Origin of the sequence: Curtobacterium sp. MCBA15_012 (genome assembly GCF_001864935.2) — a bacterium.
Taxonomy (GTDB): domain Bacteria; phylum Actinomycetota; class Actinomycetes; order Actinomycetales; family Microbacteriaceae; genus Curtobacterium.
Genome location: NZ_CP126267.1, coordinates 3,193,514 through 3,206,408, shown reverse-complemented (window position 1 = coordinate 3,206,408; position 12,895 = coordinate 3,193,514). Strand labels below are relative to the sequence as shown.

Here is a 12,895-nt window from a genome sequence, read left to right as displayed (position 1 = left end):
GTGCCGGTCCGCGAGACCGGCACCGGGCCTCCTGTCCGTTCAGACGGACGCGCGCCAGTCTGCGACGTCCTCGTCGTCCGACCCGTCGTCGACCACCGGGATCGGCAGCGTCATCGACGAGGTCGGCGGGTCGATGAGCAGCCGCTCGTCCCGACGGTGTCGCAGGACGTCGTTGATGTACGCCGTGGTCGCCTCCGGCAGGGAGACCGAGCGTTCCTCCTCCTGCGACATGTACCAGCGGTGCTCGAGCAGCTCGTGGAACACCTCGGCGGGTTCGAGTCGCCCGCGGAGGTCCCGGGGGATCGACCGGACGACGGGCTCGAACACCCGCGACACCCACTCGTGCGCCACCATCTCCTCGTCGAGCTGGTCCCGGCCGTTGCGGGCGCGGTAGGCGTCGAGGTCGTTGAGCAGCCGGCGGGCCTGGTTCTCGCCCGCGTCCAGCCCCGTCAGCCGCAGCAGGCGACGCTGGTGGTGCCCGGCGTCGACCACCTTCGGCTGGATCCGCACCTGCGAGCCGCCCTCGGTGGTGTGGATCGACAGCTCCTCGATGTCGAAGCCGAGCGCGTTGAGCCGCTCGACCCGGTCGTTGATGCGCCAGCGTTCCTTGATGTCGAACTGCTCGGTCCCGGTGAGTTCCTTCCAGAGCGTCCGGTACTGCGCGACGATCCGGTTCGACACGTCGACGGCGTCGGCGTTCTCGTCGAGGCGGCCCCCTGCTTCGAGGTCGAGCAGCTCGCCCGCGATGTTCACGCGCGCGACCTCGAGGTCGTTCTCGCGCTGCCCGTTCGACAGGCCGCCGGGGTAGAGCTTGCCGGTCTCGGCGTCGACCAGGTACGCGGCGAACGACCCGGCGTCGCGGCGGAACAGCGTGTTCGACAGCGAGACGTCGCCCCAGTAGAAGCCGATCACGTGCAGGCGGACGAGCAGCAGCGCGAGGGCGTCGACGAGTCGGGTGGCCGTCTCGGGGCGCAGCGTCTGCGAGTACAGCGCGCGGTAGGGCAGCGAGAAGCGGAGGTGGCGCGTGACGAGCACGGGGTGCAGCGGCTCGCCGTCCTCGTCGACGCGGTTCGTGATCACCGCGACGGGGTCGACGCACGGGACGTCCATGCGCTGCAGGGTGCGGAGCATCTCGTACTCGGAGCGCGCGACCTCCTCGCCGGTCTCCTTCACCGCGGCGACGTAGCCGCTCAGGTGGACGAAGCGCACCAGGTGCCGCGAGATGCCCTTCGGCAGCGCGACGATGACGTCGTCCGGCCAGTCCTCGAGCGGCCGGTCCCAGGGCAGGTCGAGCAGGCCCGGGTCGACGGTCGCGGCGGTGATGGACAGGGAGTCGGGCACGGTTGGCTCCTGCAGGTGGTGCGGGTGGTGTGACAGACGGGAGGCGCGGTGCCAGTCGGCACCGCGCCTCCCGTCCGGCTCGGACAGCGTCAGGCGCTGACGACGGCCTTGTCGTCGAGGCGCTCGCCCGACTCGGTGTCGAAGGCGTGGACGTGGCCCTGCTTCGGCGAGACGACGATCGTGTCACCGATCGACGGGTGCGCGCGGCCGTCGACGCGGGCGACGATGTCGACGCGCTGGTTGTTCACGTCGGCGTGACCGTAGAGGTAGCCGTCGGCGCCGAGCTCCTCGACCACGTCGACCGTGACGGGCAGGCCGTCACCCGACGGGGACACGATGATGTCCTCGGGGCGGACGCCGACCGTGATCTGCGCGGCGCGGGCGTTCGACAGCGTGTCGCGGTCGAGCGGGTGGTTCAGCGAACCGAAGCGGATGCCGCCCTCGACGACGTCGGCCGGCAGCAGGTTCATCGCCGGCGAGCCGATGAAGCCCGCGACGAAGACGTTGTTCGGCTTCTCGTACAGATCGCGCGGCGAGCCGACCTGCTGCAGGATGCCGTCCTTGAGCACCGCGATGCGGTCGCCCATGGTCAGCGCCTCGGTCTGGTCGTGCGTGACGTAGACCGTGGTGACGCCCAGGCGACGCTGGAGCGACGCGATCTGGGTGCGGGTCTGGACACGGAGCTTGGCGTCGAGGTTCGACAGCGGCTCGTCCATGAGGAACACCTGCGGCTGACGGACGATCGCGCGGCCCATCGCGACGCGCTGACGCTGACCACCGGAGAGCGCCTTCGGCTTGCGGCCGAGGTACTGCTCGAGGTCGAGGAGCTTGGCTGCCTCCTGCACGCGGGTGGCGCGCTCCTCCTTGCCGACGCCGGCGATCTTGAGCGCGAAGCCCATGTTCTCGGCGACGGTCATGTGCGGGTACAGCGCGTAGTTCTGGAAGACCATCGCGATGTCGCGGTCCTTCGGCGGGACGTCGGTGACGTCGCGGTCGCCGATGCGGATCGCGCCGGAGTTGACCTCTTCGAGGCCGGCGAGCATGCGCAGCGAGGTGGACTTGCCGCAGCCCGAGGGGCCGACGAGGACGAGGAACTCGCCGTCCGCGACGTCGAGGTCGAGGGAGTCGACCGCGGGACGGTTGCCTCCGGGGTAGAGACGGGTTGCCTTGTCGTAGGTGACGGACGCCATGAGCGTTCGATCCTTCCTTCACCGGCAGGTACGTGCCGGACGATCCGTTGTGAAGCGGTTGCCCGTGGGGGCCCCGGATGGTCGTCGTCGACCATCGGTGCTCATACAACACGAGTTCTCCCGGCGGCGCCAGTGCTCCGGTGGACCTGGTTGGCTGGTCCCAGGAAGGACCACTACGATCGCTTGGTCCGTCCGCCGTGCGGGGGAAGGCCGTGCGGACGTCAGGATCAACGTGAGGACACCGACGCATGACCAACCGCCCCGAGGGTGACGCACGCGCCGCGCGCAACGAACGACGGGAAGCCGCACGCCAGCGGGCCCAGAAGATCCGGACGCAGCAGAAGCGCCGGCAGCGTGGCACCCGGCTCGGCCTGCAGATCGGCCTGGGCGTGGTGCTCGTCGCCGCCGCCACGATCGTCACGCTCGTCATCGTCGACTCGACGAAGCCCGCCGGTCCCGGACCCGCGAACATGTCGCAGGGCGGCATCACGATCGGGCAGGGGCTCCGCGCGGTCGGTGCCTCCTCGTCGCCGGAGCCGGACGCCAGTGCCTCCGGTGCGACGGCCGGGGCGAGCGCCGTGCGCATCACGATGTACGTCGACTACCTCTGCCCGACGTGCGGTCAGTTCGAGAAGGCCAACGGCGACTACATCGAGAGCCTCGCCGAGTCCGGAGCCGCGACGGTCGACATCCACCCGGTCGCGATCCTCAGCAACCGCTCGCAGGGCACGAAGTACTCGCTCCGCGCCGCGAACGCCGCAGCGTGCGTCGCCGACCGGTCGCCGGACCAGTTCTTCGCCGTGCACCGGGCGCTGTACGCGCAGCAGCCCGAGGAGGGCACGGCCGGCCTGACCGACGCGCAGCTCGAGCGCCTCGTCACCGGCGTCCGCGGGGTGCAGGACAAGGCGGCGGTCCGCGACTGCATCGCCGACCAGACGTACGCCAAGTGGGTCGACGAGCGCACGACTGCGGTCACGGACGGGGACATCCCCGGCTCGTCGCTCTCCGAGTTCCCCGGCACCCCGCTCGTGCTCGTGAACGGCAAGCAGTACGAGCTCACCGCGCCGATCACCAACGACGACTTCCGGTCCTTCGTGGTGTCGGCTGCGGGTGCCACCGAGGGCACCCCGACCCCCACGCCCAGCGCGAGCGCCTCGCCCACCGCGGGCTGACGCGCGTCGCGCGCCGTCGGGTGCGCACCCGACGTGACGGCACGTCGCGACGTGCCCCGCTGACGGACGGGAGGCTCCCCACCGGACCGGTGGGGAGCCTCCCGTCCGTCAGGGGGCACCCGGGTGCCGTGTCCCGCCGTCCGCGGGACCGGTGCGCGTGGCCGCGCGCGTCGGCGCGCGTCGCTGCGAGCGTCCCTAGAGGGACGAGCCCGGCACGCTGAACGTGTCGCAGGACCCCGCGCCCTGCTCGTACCCGCGGGTGAACCAGTCCTGCCGCTGCTCGCTCGTGCCGTGCGTGAACGAGTCCGGGTCGACCCGACCGGTCGCGCGCTCCTGGATGCTGTCGTCGCCCACCGCGCTCGCCGCGGAGAGCGCGTCGGCGATCTCCTGGCGGGTCACCGGCTCGAAGAAGGTGTTCCCGTCGGCGTCCTTCGTGGTCGCCGCCGACCCGACCCAGGCGCCGGCGTAGCAGTCCGCCTGCAGCTCGGTGCGCACGCTGCCCGAGGACGCCCCGGATCCGGACCGGTCGGTCGAGGCGAACGTGCCCTGGAGCTGCTGCACGTGGTGGCCCCACTCGTGCGCGACGACGTACATCTGCGCGAGCGGACCGCCCGACGACCCGTAGCGGGACTGCAGGTCGTCGTAGAAGGCGGTGTCGAGGTACACGGCGCGGTCCGGCGGGCAGTAGAACGGGCCGGTCGCCGCGGATGCCTGGCCGCACGAGGTGTCCGTCGAGCCGTCGAAGAGCCAGAACGCGGGGGTGTCGTACGAGAACCCGAGCGTGCGGGCCTCCTGCGTCCAGTAGGCGTCGAGCGACTCGGCCGCGCCCTCCATCCGGCACTCCACGCGCAGGTTGGCGTCCCGCCCGGTCCGGCACTCCTGGGTCGCGTCGACCGTCTCGCCCTGCTGCTGCACCTGGGTCGTCCCGCCGTCGCCGACGATGCCGCTCAGGTCGACGCCGGTGAACTGGGCGATCAGGAACACCACGATCGCGCCGATGCCGACCGCGCCACCGCCGACGGCGACCCCGCGGCCGCGGCGCTTCACCTTCCCGCCGGAGAGCCGGGAGTCCTCGTTGAACGTCATGCTCCGAACGTACGGTGCGGCGGGCGGGGCGTCCGCAGGTGTCGGGGGAACGGTCCGGCGCGCGCAGTGGCCACCCGATCCGGAGCCGTACCGCGCCCACCGAGCCGCCCCGGAGGATGTGCGAGCAGCATGGGCGGCATGGCCGACCTCGACGAGCAGCACCCCCTCTTCCTCCTGGCGATGGACCAGCGGTCCTCGCTGCTGGAGCACACCTACGGCGACGACTCCGGAGAGCCGACCGACGAGGCCGACGCCCAGCGCGTCCGCGCGGGCAAGCAGCTCGTGTACCGCGGCGTGCTCGCGGCGCTCGCCGCCGGTGCCTCGCGTGCCCGCACGGGCGTGCTCGTCGACGAGCGGTACGGCGCGGAGGTCGCCCGGCTCGTCACCGAGGCGGGACTGCGGCTCGCGATGCCGATCGAGCGGTCCGGCGAGGAGTGGTTCCAGCTGGAGTACGGCGACGACTGGGTCGCGCACGTCGACGCGTTCGACCCCGACCTCGTGAAGGTGCTCGTCCGCGACAACCCGGCCTTCGACGCCGAGGAACGCCGCGGTCAGGCCGAGCGGCTCGCCGAGGTTTCCCGCACCCTGCACGACGCCGGACGCACGTTCCTGGTCGAGCTGCTCGTCCCGGGCACCGACGAGCAGCAGGCCGCGACGGACGACTACGACCGCGACGTCCGGCCGGGACTCGTCGTCGCGTCGATCGGGTACCTGCAGGAGCACGGGGTGGAGGCCGACGTCTGGAAGCTCGAGGGTCTCGACCGCACCGAGGACGCCGAGCGCGTCGTCGCAGCCGCCCGCGCCGGCGGTCGCGACCGCGTGCAGTGCATCGTGCTCGGCCGCGACGCCCCCGAGGAGCAGGTCGACCACTGGCTCCGGACGGCTGCGCCCGTCGACGGGTTCGTCGGCTTCGCGATCGGTCGGAGCAACTGGGAGGAGGCCCTCGACGAGGTGGTGCAGCAGGGCCTCGACCACGAGGCGGCCGAACGGCAGATCGCCGCGAACTACCGGCACTTCGTCGACACGTGGCTCGAGGCGCGGCCGGACGTCGTGGACGGGCTCGACGCCGGCGGGCGCTGACGCCCTTGCCTGCTGACCCCGATCAGCGCTGACCCCGGCGAGCACGAGCATCGGTCTGCGCGCAGGGGTCGGTGCTGACCCGGTGCTGACCCGGTGCTGCCCCGGTGCGGCTCAGGTGCGGACGAGCGGCTCCACCGCCGCGAGCTCGTCGCCGATGCCCACGTCGACCAACTCGACCCGACCGGCGAGGGTCGCTCCCGGCCCGCGGAGCAGCCCGGCCTTGACCCCGCCGAACGTCACCGTCACGTCGGCGTGCAGCACGTGCTCGTCCGCCACACCGCCGGTGTCCGGGTCGACGCCGCTCGGCAGGTCCACCGCCACCACGAACGGCGCCCGCTGGTCGCGGGCGAGCTCGCGGACGGCGTCGACCACCTCGCGCGCGGGCGAGCGCAGGGCCACCGGACCCGACGCCCCGATCCCGAGGATGCCGTCGAGCAGCACGTCGGCCGCCGCAGCGGCCTCGGTCACGACGGCCGCGAGTCGCGGCCCGTCCGGGACCGCTGCGGCGCGGAGCACGTCCGCCGCCCCGGCGTCGGCACGCGACGGACCGGGACCGGCCAGGAGGCGCGCCCCGGCGTCCAGCGCCGCTGCCAGGCCCGCCTCGTGCACGCGTGCGCCGACGCGCACCAGTGCCACGCGCCTCCCGTCCGACGCCAGGCGGGCCGCCGCGAACAGGGCGTCCCCGCCGTTGTCGCCGCTGCCCACCAGCACAAGGACCGACCCCGGACCGTCGACGGGCCGGACCGCCGGGTCGTCGAGCAGGTCGTCGACGATCCGCGCCAACCCGTCCGCCGCGCGCTGCATGAGGGGTTCCCCCGCCTCGAGGTGCGGCCGTTCCGCCGCCCGGACCTGATCGCCGCCGTAACCGTCCATGCCCACCACCCTGCCCCCGGTAGCCTGGTGGCGCCATGTCACTCGTCCCCGAAGCACCCCGTCCCCGTGCCGTGATGTCGCCCGACGGGCTCAAGCTCGCGACCTACGACTTCGGCGACCCGGACGCCCCCGTCGTCGTCGCGGTGCACGGGTTCGCGTCCGGCGCGGTCCTCAACTGGCACGCCTCCGGCTGGACCCGCGACCTCGTCCGCGCCGGACACCGGGTCGTCGCGCTCGACCAGCGCGGCCACGGTGCCTCGTCGAAGCCGCACGACCCCTCCGCGTACTCGATGGACCTGCTCGTCGCGGACGTCACCACGGTCATCGACACCTACCTGCTGTCCGACGTCGTGTTCCTCGGCTACTCGCTCGGCGCCCGCGTCGGCTGGCACACCGCCGAGCGCATCCCGGACCGCATCTCGCGTGCCGTGCTCGGCGGCATCCCGGACGCCGACCCGATGCGCCGCGTGGCCGTCGACCAGGCGAAGGCGTACATCGCCGACGGGACCCCGATCGAGGACCGCGTGACGAACGGGTACCTGCAGATGGCGGGCAGCATCGAGGGCAACGACCTGCAGGCGCTCGTCGCGATGGTCGAGGGGATGCGGGACAGCATCGAGCCGACGCCGCAGAACGCCCCGACGCAGCCGATCCTGATGGCCGCCGGCAGCGAGGACGGGATCAAGGACAGCGCGGTGCGACTGGCGGAGGCGGCGCCGGACGCGTCGTTCTTCGAGATCCCGGGGCGGAACCACTTCAACGCCCCCACGTCGCGGCACTTCCGGGAGGCGGCGATCGGGTTCATCCGGGGCGGGACCACGCAGTGATCGCGTTCATCGAGGGGTGACGCCGGTCCGTCCTGTCCGGACCGCGCTGACAGGTACTCGCGGGTCCTCCTCCGCGCACCGCGCCGGGCGTAGCGTCCGGCGCATGGACTACAGACTCCTCGGCAACAGCGGGACATCGGTGTCGACGCTGACCCTCGGCACCATGACGTTCGGCAGCGAAGCCGACGAACCCACCTCCCACCAGATCCTCGATGCGTTCGTCGCGGCCGGCGGCACCCTCGTCGACACGGCGGACGTGTACTCCGGCAACGAGTCCGAGCGCATCATCGGCCGCTGGCTCGCCGCCCACCCCACCGAGGCGCGCCAGGTCGTCCTCGCGACGAAGGGCCGCTTCCCCCAGGGCGACGGACCGAACGACCTCGGCCTGTCCCGACGGCACCTCCGGGTCGCCCTCGACGCCTCGCTCGAGCGACTCGGCGTCGACCACATCGACCTGTACCAGATGCACGCCTGGGACGCCCTGACGCCGATCGAGGAGACCCTGCGCTTCCTCGACGACGCGGTGTCCGCGGGCAAGATCGGCACCTACGGGTTCTCGAACTACCTCGGCTACCAGGTCACGAAGGCCGTGTACGAGGCGAAGGCGCACGGCTGGGCCCCGCCGGTGACGCTGCAGCCGCAGTACAACCTGCTCGTGCGCGACATCGAGCACGAGGTCGTCCCCGCCTGCCTCGACGCGGGCATCGGCCTGCTGCCCTGGTCCCCGTTGGCCGGCGGGTGGCTCACCGGCAAGTACCAGCGCGACGAGGCACCGACCGGGGCGACCCGCCTCGGCGAGGACCCCGCACGCGGCATGGAGGCGTGGGAGGCCCGGAACGCCGACGAGCGCACCTGGGCCGTGCTCGACGCCGTGTCCGCGGTCGCCGATGCACACGGGGCGTCGCGGTCGCAGGTCGCCCTCGCCTGGCTGCTCGCGCGTCCCGCCGTCACGAGCGTGATCCTCGGCGTGCGGACCCTGTCGCAGCTCGAGGACAACCTCGGCGCGGCCGACCTCGTCCTGACCGACGACGAGCTGCGGACCCTGACCGACGCGAGCGCCCCGCGGGTCGACGACTACCCCTACGGCACCGCGGGCGTCGCGCAGCGTGAGCGGAAGATCACCGGCGGACGCTGAGGCACCGGGCACCGAGCAGCAGGGACCCGGCGCCGGGCGCGGGGCGCCGTGGGCCGCGCGCCCGACGCACCCGGCCGAGCCGGTTCCGGCATGATCGTGCGGGAACCCGCGGAGTCGCCGGAAATCGTGGACACGTCCCCCGGACAGGTGTCATCCTCGGGACACGGCCGGCTGGTTACCGCGTCGAGCGCCCGGAACACACCCTGATCCGTGTTCCACACGCGCCGAGAGGCCCGGACGATCACATCGTCCGGGCCTCTCGTCCGTCCACGGCTCCACATCGGGCACCACGAGCGGGACCTGATCCAGGGCCGGCAGCGGGACTCGAACCCGCAACCCCCGTTCACGGGGTGACCGATCATAGGTGGATTGTCACTTGACAAGATCGCCGATCAGCATCCATATGGAAGGGTTCGCGGAGGGGTTCGCCGCGCTGGCTCGCGGTACCGGATTCCGAGCAAATCGGTGAGTAAGCGTGACCCGCCCTCGTCGTGCACACTGGACGGCATGACGGACTGCCTCCACGTCTGGGTCCCCGCCGGCCTCGAGCCCGACGACCCCCAGGTCTGCGCCCGCTGCAACGCCGAACGCTGATGTCGGCGGCCCCGACGACGATCGTCGGCATGGCCGAACACCGGTGGGCGCCGCCCGAGCACCAGGACGTCCCGATCTACGCGGCCGAGTCCCTCCCCCTCGAGCAGGTCGGCAGCCCGGAGCCCGTCGACCCGCCGCAGCCCGTCACCGTGCACGATCTCCGGTTCGAGCAGATCGGTGTGCTCGCCGAGGTGAAGGCGTTCGCCGTCGCCCGGACCGACGTCGCCGTGTTCGTCGAAATCTCCTGGCAGGGACGGCTACAGCGCGCGTGGGTGCCGCGCGACACCGTCACCGTCCGCGCGCTCAAGCCGCGCCCCTGATGGCCGTCCGGCGCCGCGACCGGTGGCGGCTCGTCGACGCGTACTCGCTCCCCGAGGCGGCACGCGGCGGCCCCGAGGTCGACCTGCCGTGGCCGGACGACGTGCTCGCCTGGGTGCAGTTCCCCGACCGCATCCTCGAGATCGAGGGGCGCGTGCTCGCCTACACGGAGCGCGCGGTGCTCGTCGAGTGGGGGCGCGGGCAGGGCGCCGACTGCGCGTGGATCTGGCGCGACGCGATCCGACCCCGTGACAGCGTCACCACCGAGCCGTAGAGTCATCCTCATGGCCGTCCGCGTGAGCATCCCCCTCCCGGGGCCGTTCTCCGTCTCCACCAGCAGCCGACCCGGCCGCCGCACCGTCTGGCACCACCCCGGCTGCGCGACCGCGCACCCCACGCAGCAGTCCGCCGACGAGCACCACGCCCGCCTCGCGGCCCGCACCCCGGCGCAGGTCCGACGCGCGAACATCGGCGGCCTCATCGTCGGTTGGTCGCTCGCCGCCGCGGTCGCCGCCGGCATCATCGCCGGGCTCGTGCACCTCGCCGCCGGCCTGCAGTAGCCCCGGAACGACGAGAACGCCCCGCCACCCTCGGACGAGGGGGCGGGGCGCATCGTGAGCGTCGCTTAGGATCAGCAGATCATGGGGAACCTCGCCGTCCGCGCAGCGGACCTGCTTGCGCTGTTCGGCATCCTTGCGGTGTCGATAGTCGCCGTCGCGGCGCTGGTCGTCATCTGGCGAGAGGCCGAGAAGAAACGACCGAGCGGTCTGCCGTTACGCACGATTCTCTGGACGATGACGCTGGCGACCGGCGTGGTCAACCTGCTGACGGTGCTGGAACAGGGCGGAACGGCCGAAACACTGACCGACATCGCGGGCGTGGTCTTCCCTGGGGTCCTGCTCGTTGCGGTGCTAGCGGCGTTCAAGAACCCCGGACGTTCGACGACTCCCCTCGTGCCCGTCGGCCTCGTGGCCTTCTCCCTCATCCTCATCGTCTCGGCCCTGCTGAACAGTCAGTTCACGGAAGTGACCCGGCTCATCGCGGCCGGAATCCTTTACCTTCCCGGCCTGGTCGTCGCCATTTGGAAGACCACTGCCTCCGCTGATGCGATCCGCAGCACCGTCCGCCACATCTGCCTGACGATCGTGTGGGCCAGCCTTGTGCTTCTCGCGATCAACCCGACTGCGGCCATGGGCGACCTTCCGCGAAGAGTCACGATCGGCGATCTGCCTTTCCGCGTTGCCGGGGTGACCCCTCACCCGAACCTGCTCGCGTTCATCGCCGCTGTCGGGCTGATCCTCGTCCTCAAGCACAAGTCTCGGCTTCGGTTGGTGCATGTCGCGGCGATCGCCGTGATCCTCGTGCTCGCCGAGGCTCGGTCCTTGACCATCGGCCTGGCGGTGGCGCTCGCGCTCTACTGGATCATCGCAGGCCGCGGTTCTCGCGCTGTGCGCACCTTCGCCGCGGTCCTTGTGGGTCTGCCGATTGCGGTGTTCGCCTGGCCCGCGATCGATGACGCGTTCAACGACTCCACGCTCGGCAGCGACGTGACCACACTGAACTCCCGGACCGTCGTGTGGAACCTCGTCGGCCGCTACTGGGTCGACCACCCCGTCCTCGGGTGGGGACCGTTCACCTTCAACGACGCAACACATTCCCCCGCTTCGTCGCTGTTCTTCAACCACGCGCACAACCAGCTCCTCGAGGCTCTGATCGAGGGGGGCCTCGTCGGGTTGCTGCTCATGGTCGTCAGCCTCGGCGTCGTGACCTGGTACGCGATCACGACTCGTGACGTCGTCTACGCCGCGACCGCAGTCATCACCCTGATCTTCGCTGCGACCGAGGTCCCCCTCACCCTGCACAACTACGGCTTCAACTTCCCAGTGCTCGTCGGCGCGGTGATCCTTGCGATCCTCGTACCCGGACCGGTCGACGCCGACATGTCGCTGCGCGGTCGCCTGGAGCTAGACCGAGCAGCGACACGTCGCGGGCGCAGGCTGGGCGCTCTCCCCGCGAGGGTCTGACTCGTCAGTAGGCCTGCTCGATCATCAGCCCGAGTAACAGGATCGCGCTCGCGAACGTGTCCGCCGAACTCGTTCCGTCGCGGCCCACCTTGAGTGCGACCGGTGACGCTCCAAGCGTGATCCGGTCCCAGAGCGTATTGTCCTGGGTTCGACCGGCCGTGTAGTTCGCGCCGTTCGTGACCGCTGCGTTGTCAGACACCCACGTCCCAAGGTTGATCGCTCCGCCGATCCCGGTGCTCGTTCCGACGTACTGGTGCGATGCAGAGAACAAGGAGGTCTGCCCCGCCGCGCCGGCGGCCGCCGCGGTGGTGATCGCGTGGATGTTCTGCGCCTTCCAGGCCGACGGGATGTCGACGAGCGCCGCGATCGAGTTCAGTGACCCGTTCGGCAGCGACCATGCCTGCAGCCCGTACGCGGACGTCAGGGTCGGAGTCCCGTCGACAGCGTAGAACTCTCGAGCGGGGATCCAGATGCGATTGCTGTCGGGCTGGTGGCCAGGCGACACGATGGCGCCGCGCGGGCGGATCACGTTCCAGACGCTCTTCGCCCACAGCGGCGACCCGGCGTTGTCGTTCGGGTGCAGCCCATCGGCGAGCATCAGAGCGGACGACCAGTTCGAGCCGTAGTTGTAGAAGATGCGGTTGATGTCGACGACCGGGAAGCCCTGCGCGACGGCCCACTCGTACACGGCACGCTGCTTGCCGTCGTCGGACGCGTAGTCGTTCGGCGCGGCCGACAGAGGCCATGCCGCGGGATCGCGGGGGTTCTGCGTGCCGACGACGATCGCAGCCTTCGGGTACTGGTTCCGGTACCGGTTGACCGTCTCCGCCATCAGGTAGCGGTACCCGTCCCCGAGCTGGGGGCTGTTGTGCGCGTAGTTGAAGTAGATCAGCGACGCGCTGAACCCGGCGGTGAGGGTCGCCATGTTGTCGCGCGCGTAGCCGATTACCTGGCCGGAGACCGACCCGTTCTTGATGTAGAGCGTGAACCCATTCGTGCCGGTCTGCACCGTCACCCGGTTCGCTGTCGGGTAGGTCTTCGATGAGTCATCCCACGCGTCGTACACGACCGACCACTTGGGGTACTGCGCGGCGAAGTAGTTCGCGAGCAGCCGCGGGAACCGGGTGATGCCGGCTCCGGTCGAGTCGCCGAGTACCAGCAGGTAGACGTCGGATGCGGGGAGCTGTAGCGCCCGGTGGAAAGCGTCGAGCCGGGGGCTCGTGTAGGCCGGTGCCGGCGCGTCAAGAAGGCCCAT

Annotated in this window: 13 protein-coding genes; 8 read left to right on the top strand and 5 right to left on the bottom strand. The window is 71.3% G+C overall.

The annotated features are described in order from the left end of the window. Positions 1–39 precede the first annotated feature (39 nt). Together QOL15_RS14855 and QOL15_RS14850 are read right to left on the bottom strand one after the other, a co-directional pair. Complete coding sequence (locus QOL15_RS14855) at positions 40–1,341, bottom strand: DUF4032 domain-containing protein (protein ID WP_065962445.1); 1,302 nt, start codon at positions 1,339–1,341, stop codon at positions 40–42. Between the two features lie 89 nt (positions 1,342–1,430). Next, a complete protein-coding gene (locus QOL15_RS14850; RefSeq protein WP_065962443.1) occupies positions 1,431–2,531 on the bottom strand; it encodes an ABC transporter ATP-binding protein in 1,101 nt (366 codons plus the stop codon). A gap of 248 nt (positions 2,532–2,779) precedes the next feature. Between QOL15_RS14850 and QOL15_RS14845 the strand changes: the two genes are divergently transcribed. Continuing rightward, positions 2,780–3,703: a thioredoxin domain-containing protein gene (locus tag QOL15_RS14845; protein ID WP_065962441.1), complete on the top strand. Its 924-nt coding sequence runs from the start codon at positions 2,780–2,782 to the stop codon at positions 3,701–3,703. A gap of 195 nt (positions 3,704–3,898) precedes the next feature. Here QOL15_RS14845 and QOL15_RS14840 read toward each other — a convergent pair whose 3' ends face one another. Next, on the bottom strand, positions 3,899–4,789 hold the full coding sequence (locus QOL15_RS14840; protein ID WP_065962439.1) for a neutral zinc metallopeptidase: 891 nt from the start codon (positions 4,787–4,789) through the stop codon (positions 3,899–3,901). Positions 4,790–4,927: 138 nt separating this feature from the next. On the opposite strand from QOL15_RS14840, the gene QOL15_RS14835 reads away from it, so the two are divergent. Continuing rightward, positions 4,928–5,869 carry a 2-deoxy-5-keto-D-gluconate 6-phosphate aldolase domain-containing protein gene (locus QOL15_RS14835; protein ID WP_071245395.1) on the top strand — a complete coding sequence of 314 codons (942 nt, stop codon included), beginning with the start codon at positions 4,928–4,930 and terminating at the stop codon, positions 5,867–5,869. A 111-nt stretch (positions 5,870–5,980) separates the two neighbouring features. Here QOL15_RS14835 and QOL15_RS14830 read toward each other — a convergent pair whose 3' ends face one another. Next, positions 5,981–6,742 carry an NAD(P)H-hydrate epimerase gene (locus QOL15_RS14830; RefSeq protein ID WP_071245394.1) on the bottom strand — a complete coding sequence of 254 codons (762 nt, stop codon included), beginning with the start codon at positions 6,740–6,742 and terminating at the stop codon, positions 5,981–5,983. A 35-nt stretch (positions 6,743–6,777) separates the two neighbouring features. Here QOL15_RS14830 and QOL15_RS14825 point away from each other — a divergent pair, with 35 nt between their 5' ends. The 6 genes from QOL15_RS14825 to QOL15_RS14800 all read left to right on the top strand — a co-directional run bounded on the left by QOL15_RS14825 (position 6,778) and on the right by QOL15_RS14800 (position 11,640). Continuing rightward, positions 6,778–7,569 (top strand): alpha/beta fold hydrolase, encoded by a 792-nt coding sequence (locus QOL15_RS14825; RefSeq protein WP_065962435.1) that lies wholly within the window; start codon positions 6,778–6,780, stop codon positions 7,567–7,569. A 103-nt stretch (positions 7,570–7,672) separates the two neighbouring features. Further along, positions 7,673–8,704: an aldo/keto reductase gene (locus QOL15_RS14820; protein ID WP_065962431.1), complete on the top strand. Its 1,032-nt coding sequence runs from the start codon at positions 7,673–7,675 to the stop codon at positions 8,702–8,704. A gap of 623 nt (positions 8,705–9,327) precedes the next feature. Beyond that, positions 9,328–9,618 (top strand): hypothetical protein, encoded by a 291-nt coding sequence (locus QOL15_RS14815; RefSeq protein WP_139197243.1) that lies wholly within the window; start codon positions 9,328–9,330, stop codon positions 9,616–9,618. Then, positions 9,618–9,890 (top strand): hypothetical protein, encoded by a 273-nt coding sequence (locus tag QOL15_RS14810; protein ID WP_071245370.1) that lies wholly within the window; start codon positions 9,618–9,620, stop codon positions 9,888–9,890. Before QOL15_RS14815 ends, QOL15_RS14810 begins: the two co-directional genes overlap by 1 nt. 10 nt (positions 9,891–9,900) lie before the next feature. Then, entirely contained in the window at positions 9,901–10,176 is a 276-nt protein-coding gene (locus QOL15_RS14805) for a hypothetical protein (protein WP_071245368.1), read from the top strand. A gap of 81 nt (positions 10,177–10,257) precedes the next feature. Continuing rightward, positions 10,258–11,640: an O-antigen ligase gene (locus tag QOL15_RS14800; RefSeq protein WP_071245366.1), complete on the top strand. Its 1,383-nt coding sequence runs from the start codon at positions 10,258–10,260 to the stop codon at positions 11,638–11,640. A gap of 4 nt (positions 11,641–11,644) precedes the next feature. On the opposite strand, the gene QOL15_RS14795 is transcribed toward QOL15_RS14800, so the two are convergent. After that, the gene (locus QOL15_RS14795; RefSeq protein WP_071245364.1) at positions 11,645–12,895 is read right to left on the bottom strand and encodes an SGNH/GDSL hydrolase family protein; all 1,251 of its coding nucleotides are present in this window, start codon (positions 12,893–12,895) and stop codon (positions 11,645–11,647) included.

Coding starts and splice junctions, on each gene's coding strand:
- QOL15_RS14845 (WP_065962441.1), top strand. CDS start 2,780: ATGACCAACCGCCCCGAGGGTGACGCACGCGCCGCGCGCAACGAACGA.
- QOL15_RS14840 (WP_065962439.1), bottom strand. CDS start 4,789: ATGACGTTCAACGAGGACTCCCGGCTCTCCGGCGGGAAGGTGAAGCGC.
- QOL15_RS14815 (WP_139197243.1), top strand. CDS start 9,328: ATGGCCGAACACCGGTGGGCGCCGCCCGAGCACCAGGACGTCCCGATC.
- QOL15_RS14825 (WP_065962435.1), top strand. CDS start 6,778: ATGTCACTCGTCCCCGAAGCACCCCGTCCCCGTGCCGTGATGTCGCCC.
- QOL15_RS14795 (WP_071245364.1), bottom strand. CDS start 12,895: ATGGGCCTTCTTGACGCGCCGGCACCGGCCTACACGAGCCCCCGGCTC.
- QOL15_RS14805 (WP_071245368.1), top strand. CDS start 9,901: ATGGCCGTCCGCGTGAGCATCCCCCTCCCGGGGCCGTTCTCCGTCTCC.
- QOL15_RS14830 (WP_071245394.1), bottom strand. CDS start 6,742: ATGGACGGTTACGGCGGCGATCAGGTCCGGGCGGCGGAACGGCCGCAC.
- QOL15_RS14850 (WP_065962443.1), bottom strand. CDS start 2,531: ATGGCGTCCGTCACCTACGACAAGGCAACCCGTCTCTACCCCGGAGGC.
- QOL15_RS14800 (WP_071245366.1), top strand. CDS start 10,258: ATGGGGAACCTCGCCGTCCGCGCAGCGGACCTGCTTGCGCTGTTCGGC.
- QOL15_RS14810 (WP_071245370.1), top strand. CDS start 9,618: ATGGCCGTCCGGCGCCGCGACCGGTGGCGGCTCGTCGACGCGTACTCG.
- QOL15_RS14835 (WP_071245395.1), top strand. CDS start 4,928: ATGGCCGACCTCGACGAGCAGCACCCCCTCTTCCTCCTGGCGATGGAC.
- QOL15_RS14820 (WP_065962431.1), top strand. CDS start 7,673: ATGGACTACAGACTCCTCGGCAACAGCGGGACATCGGTGTCGACGCTG.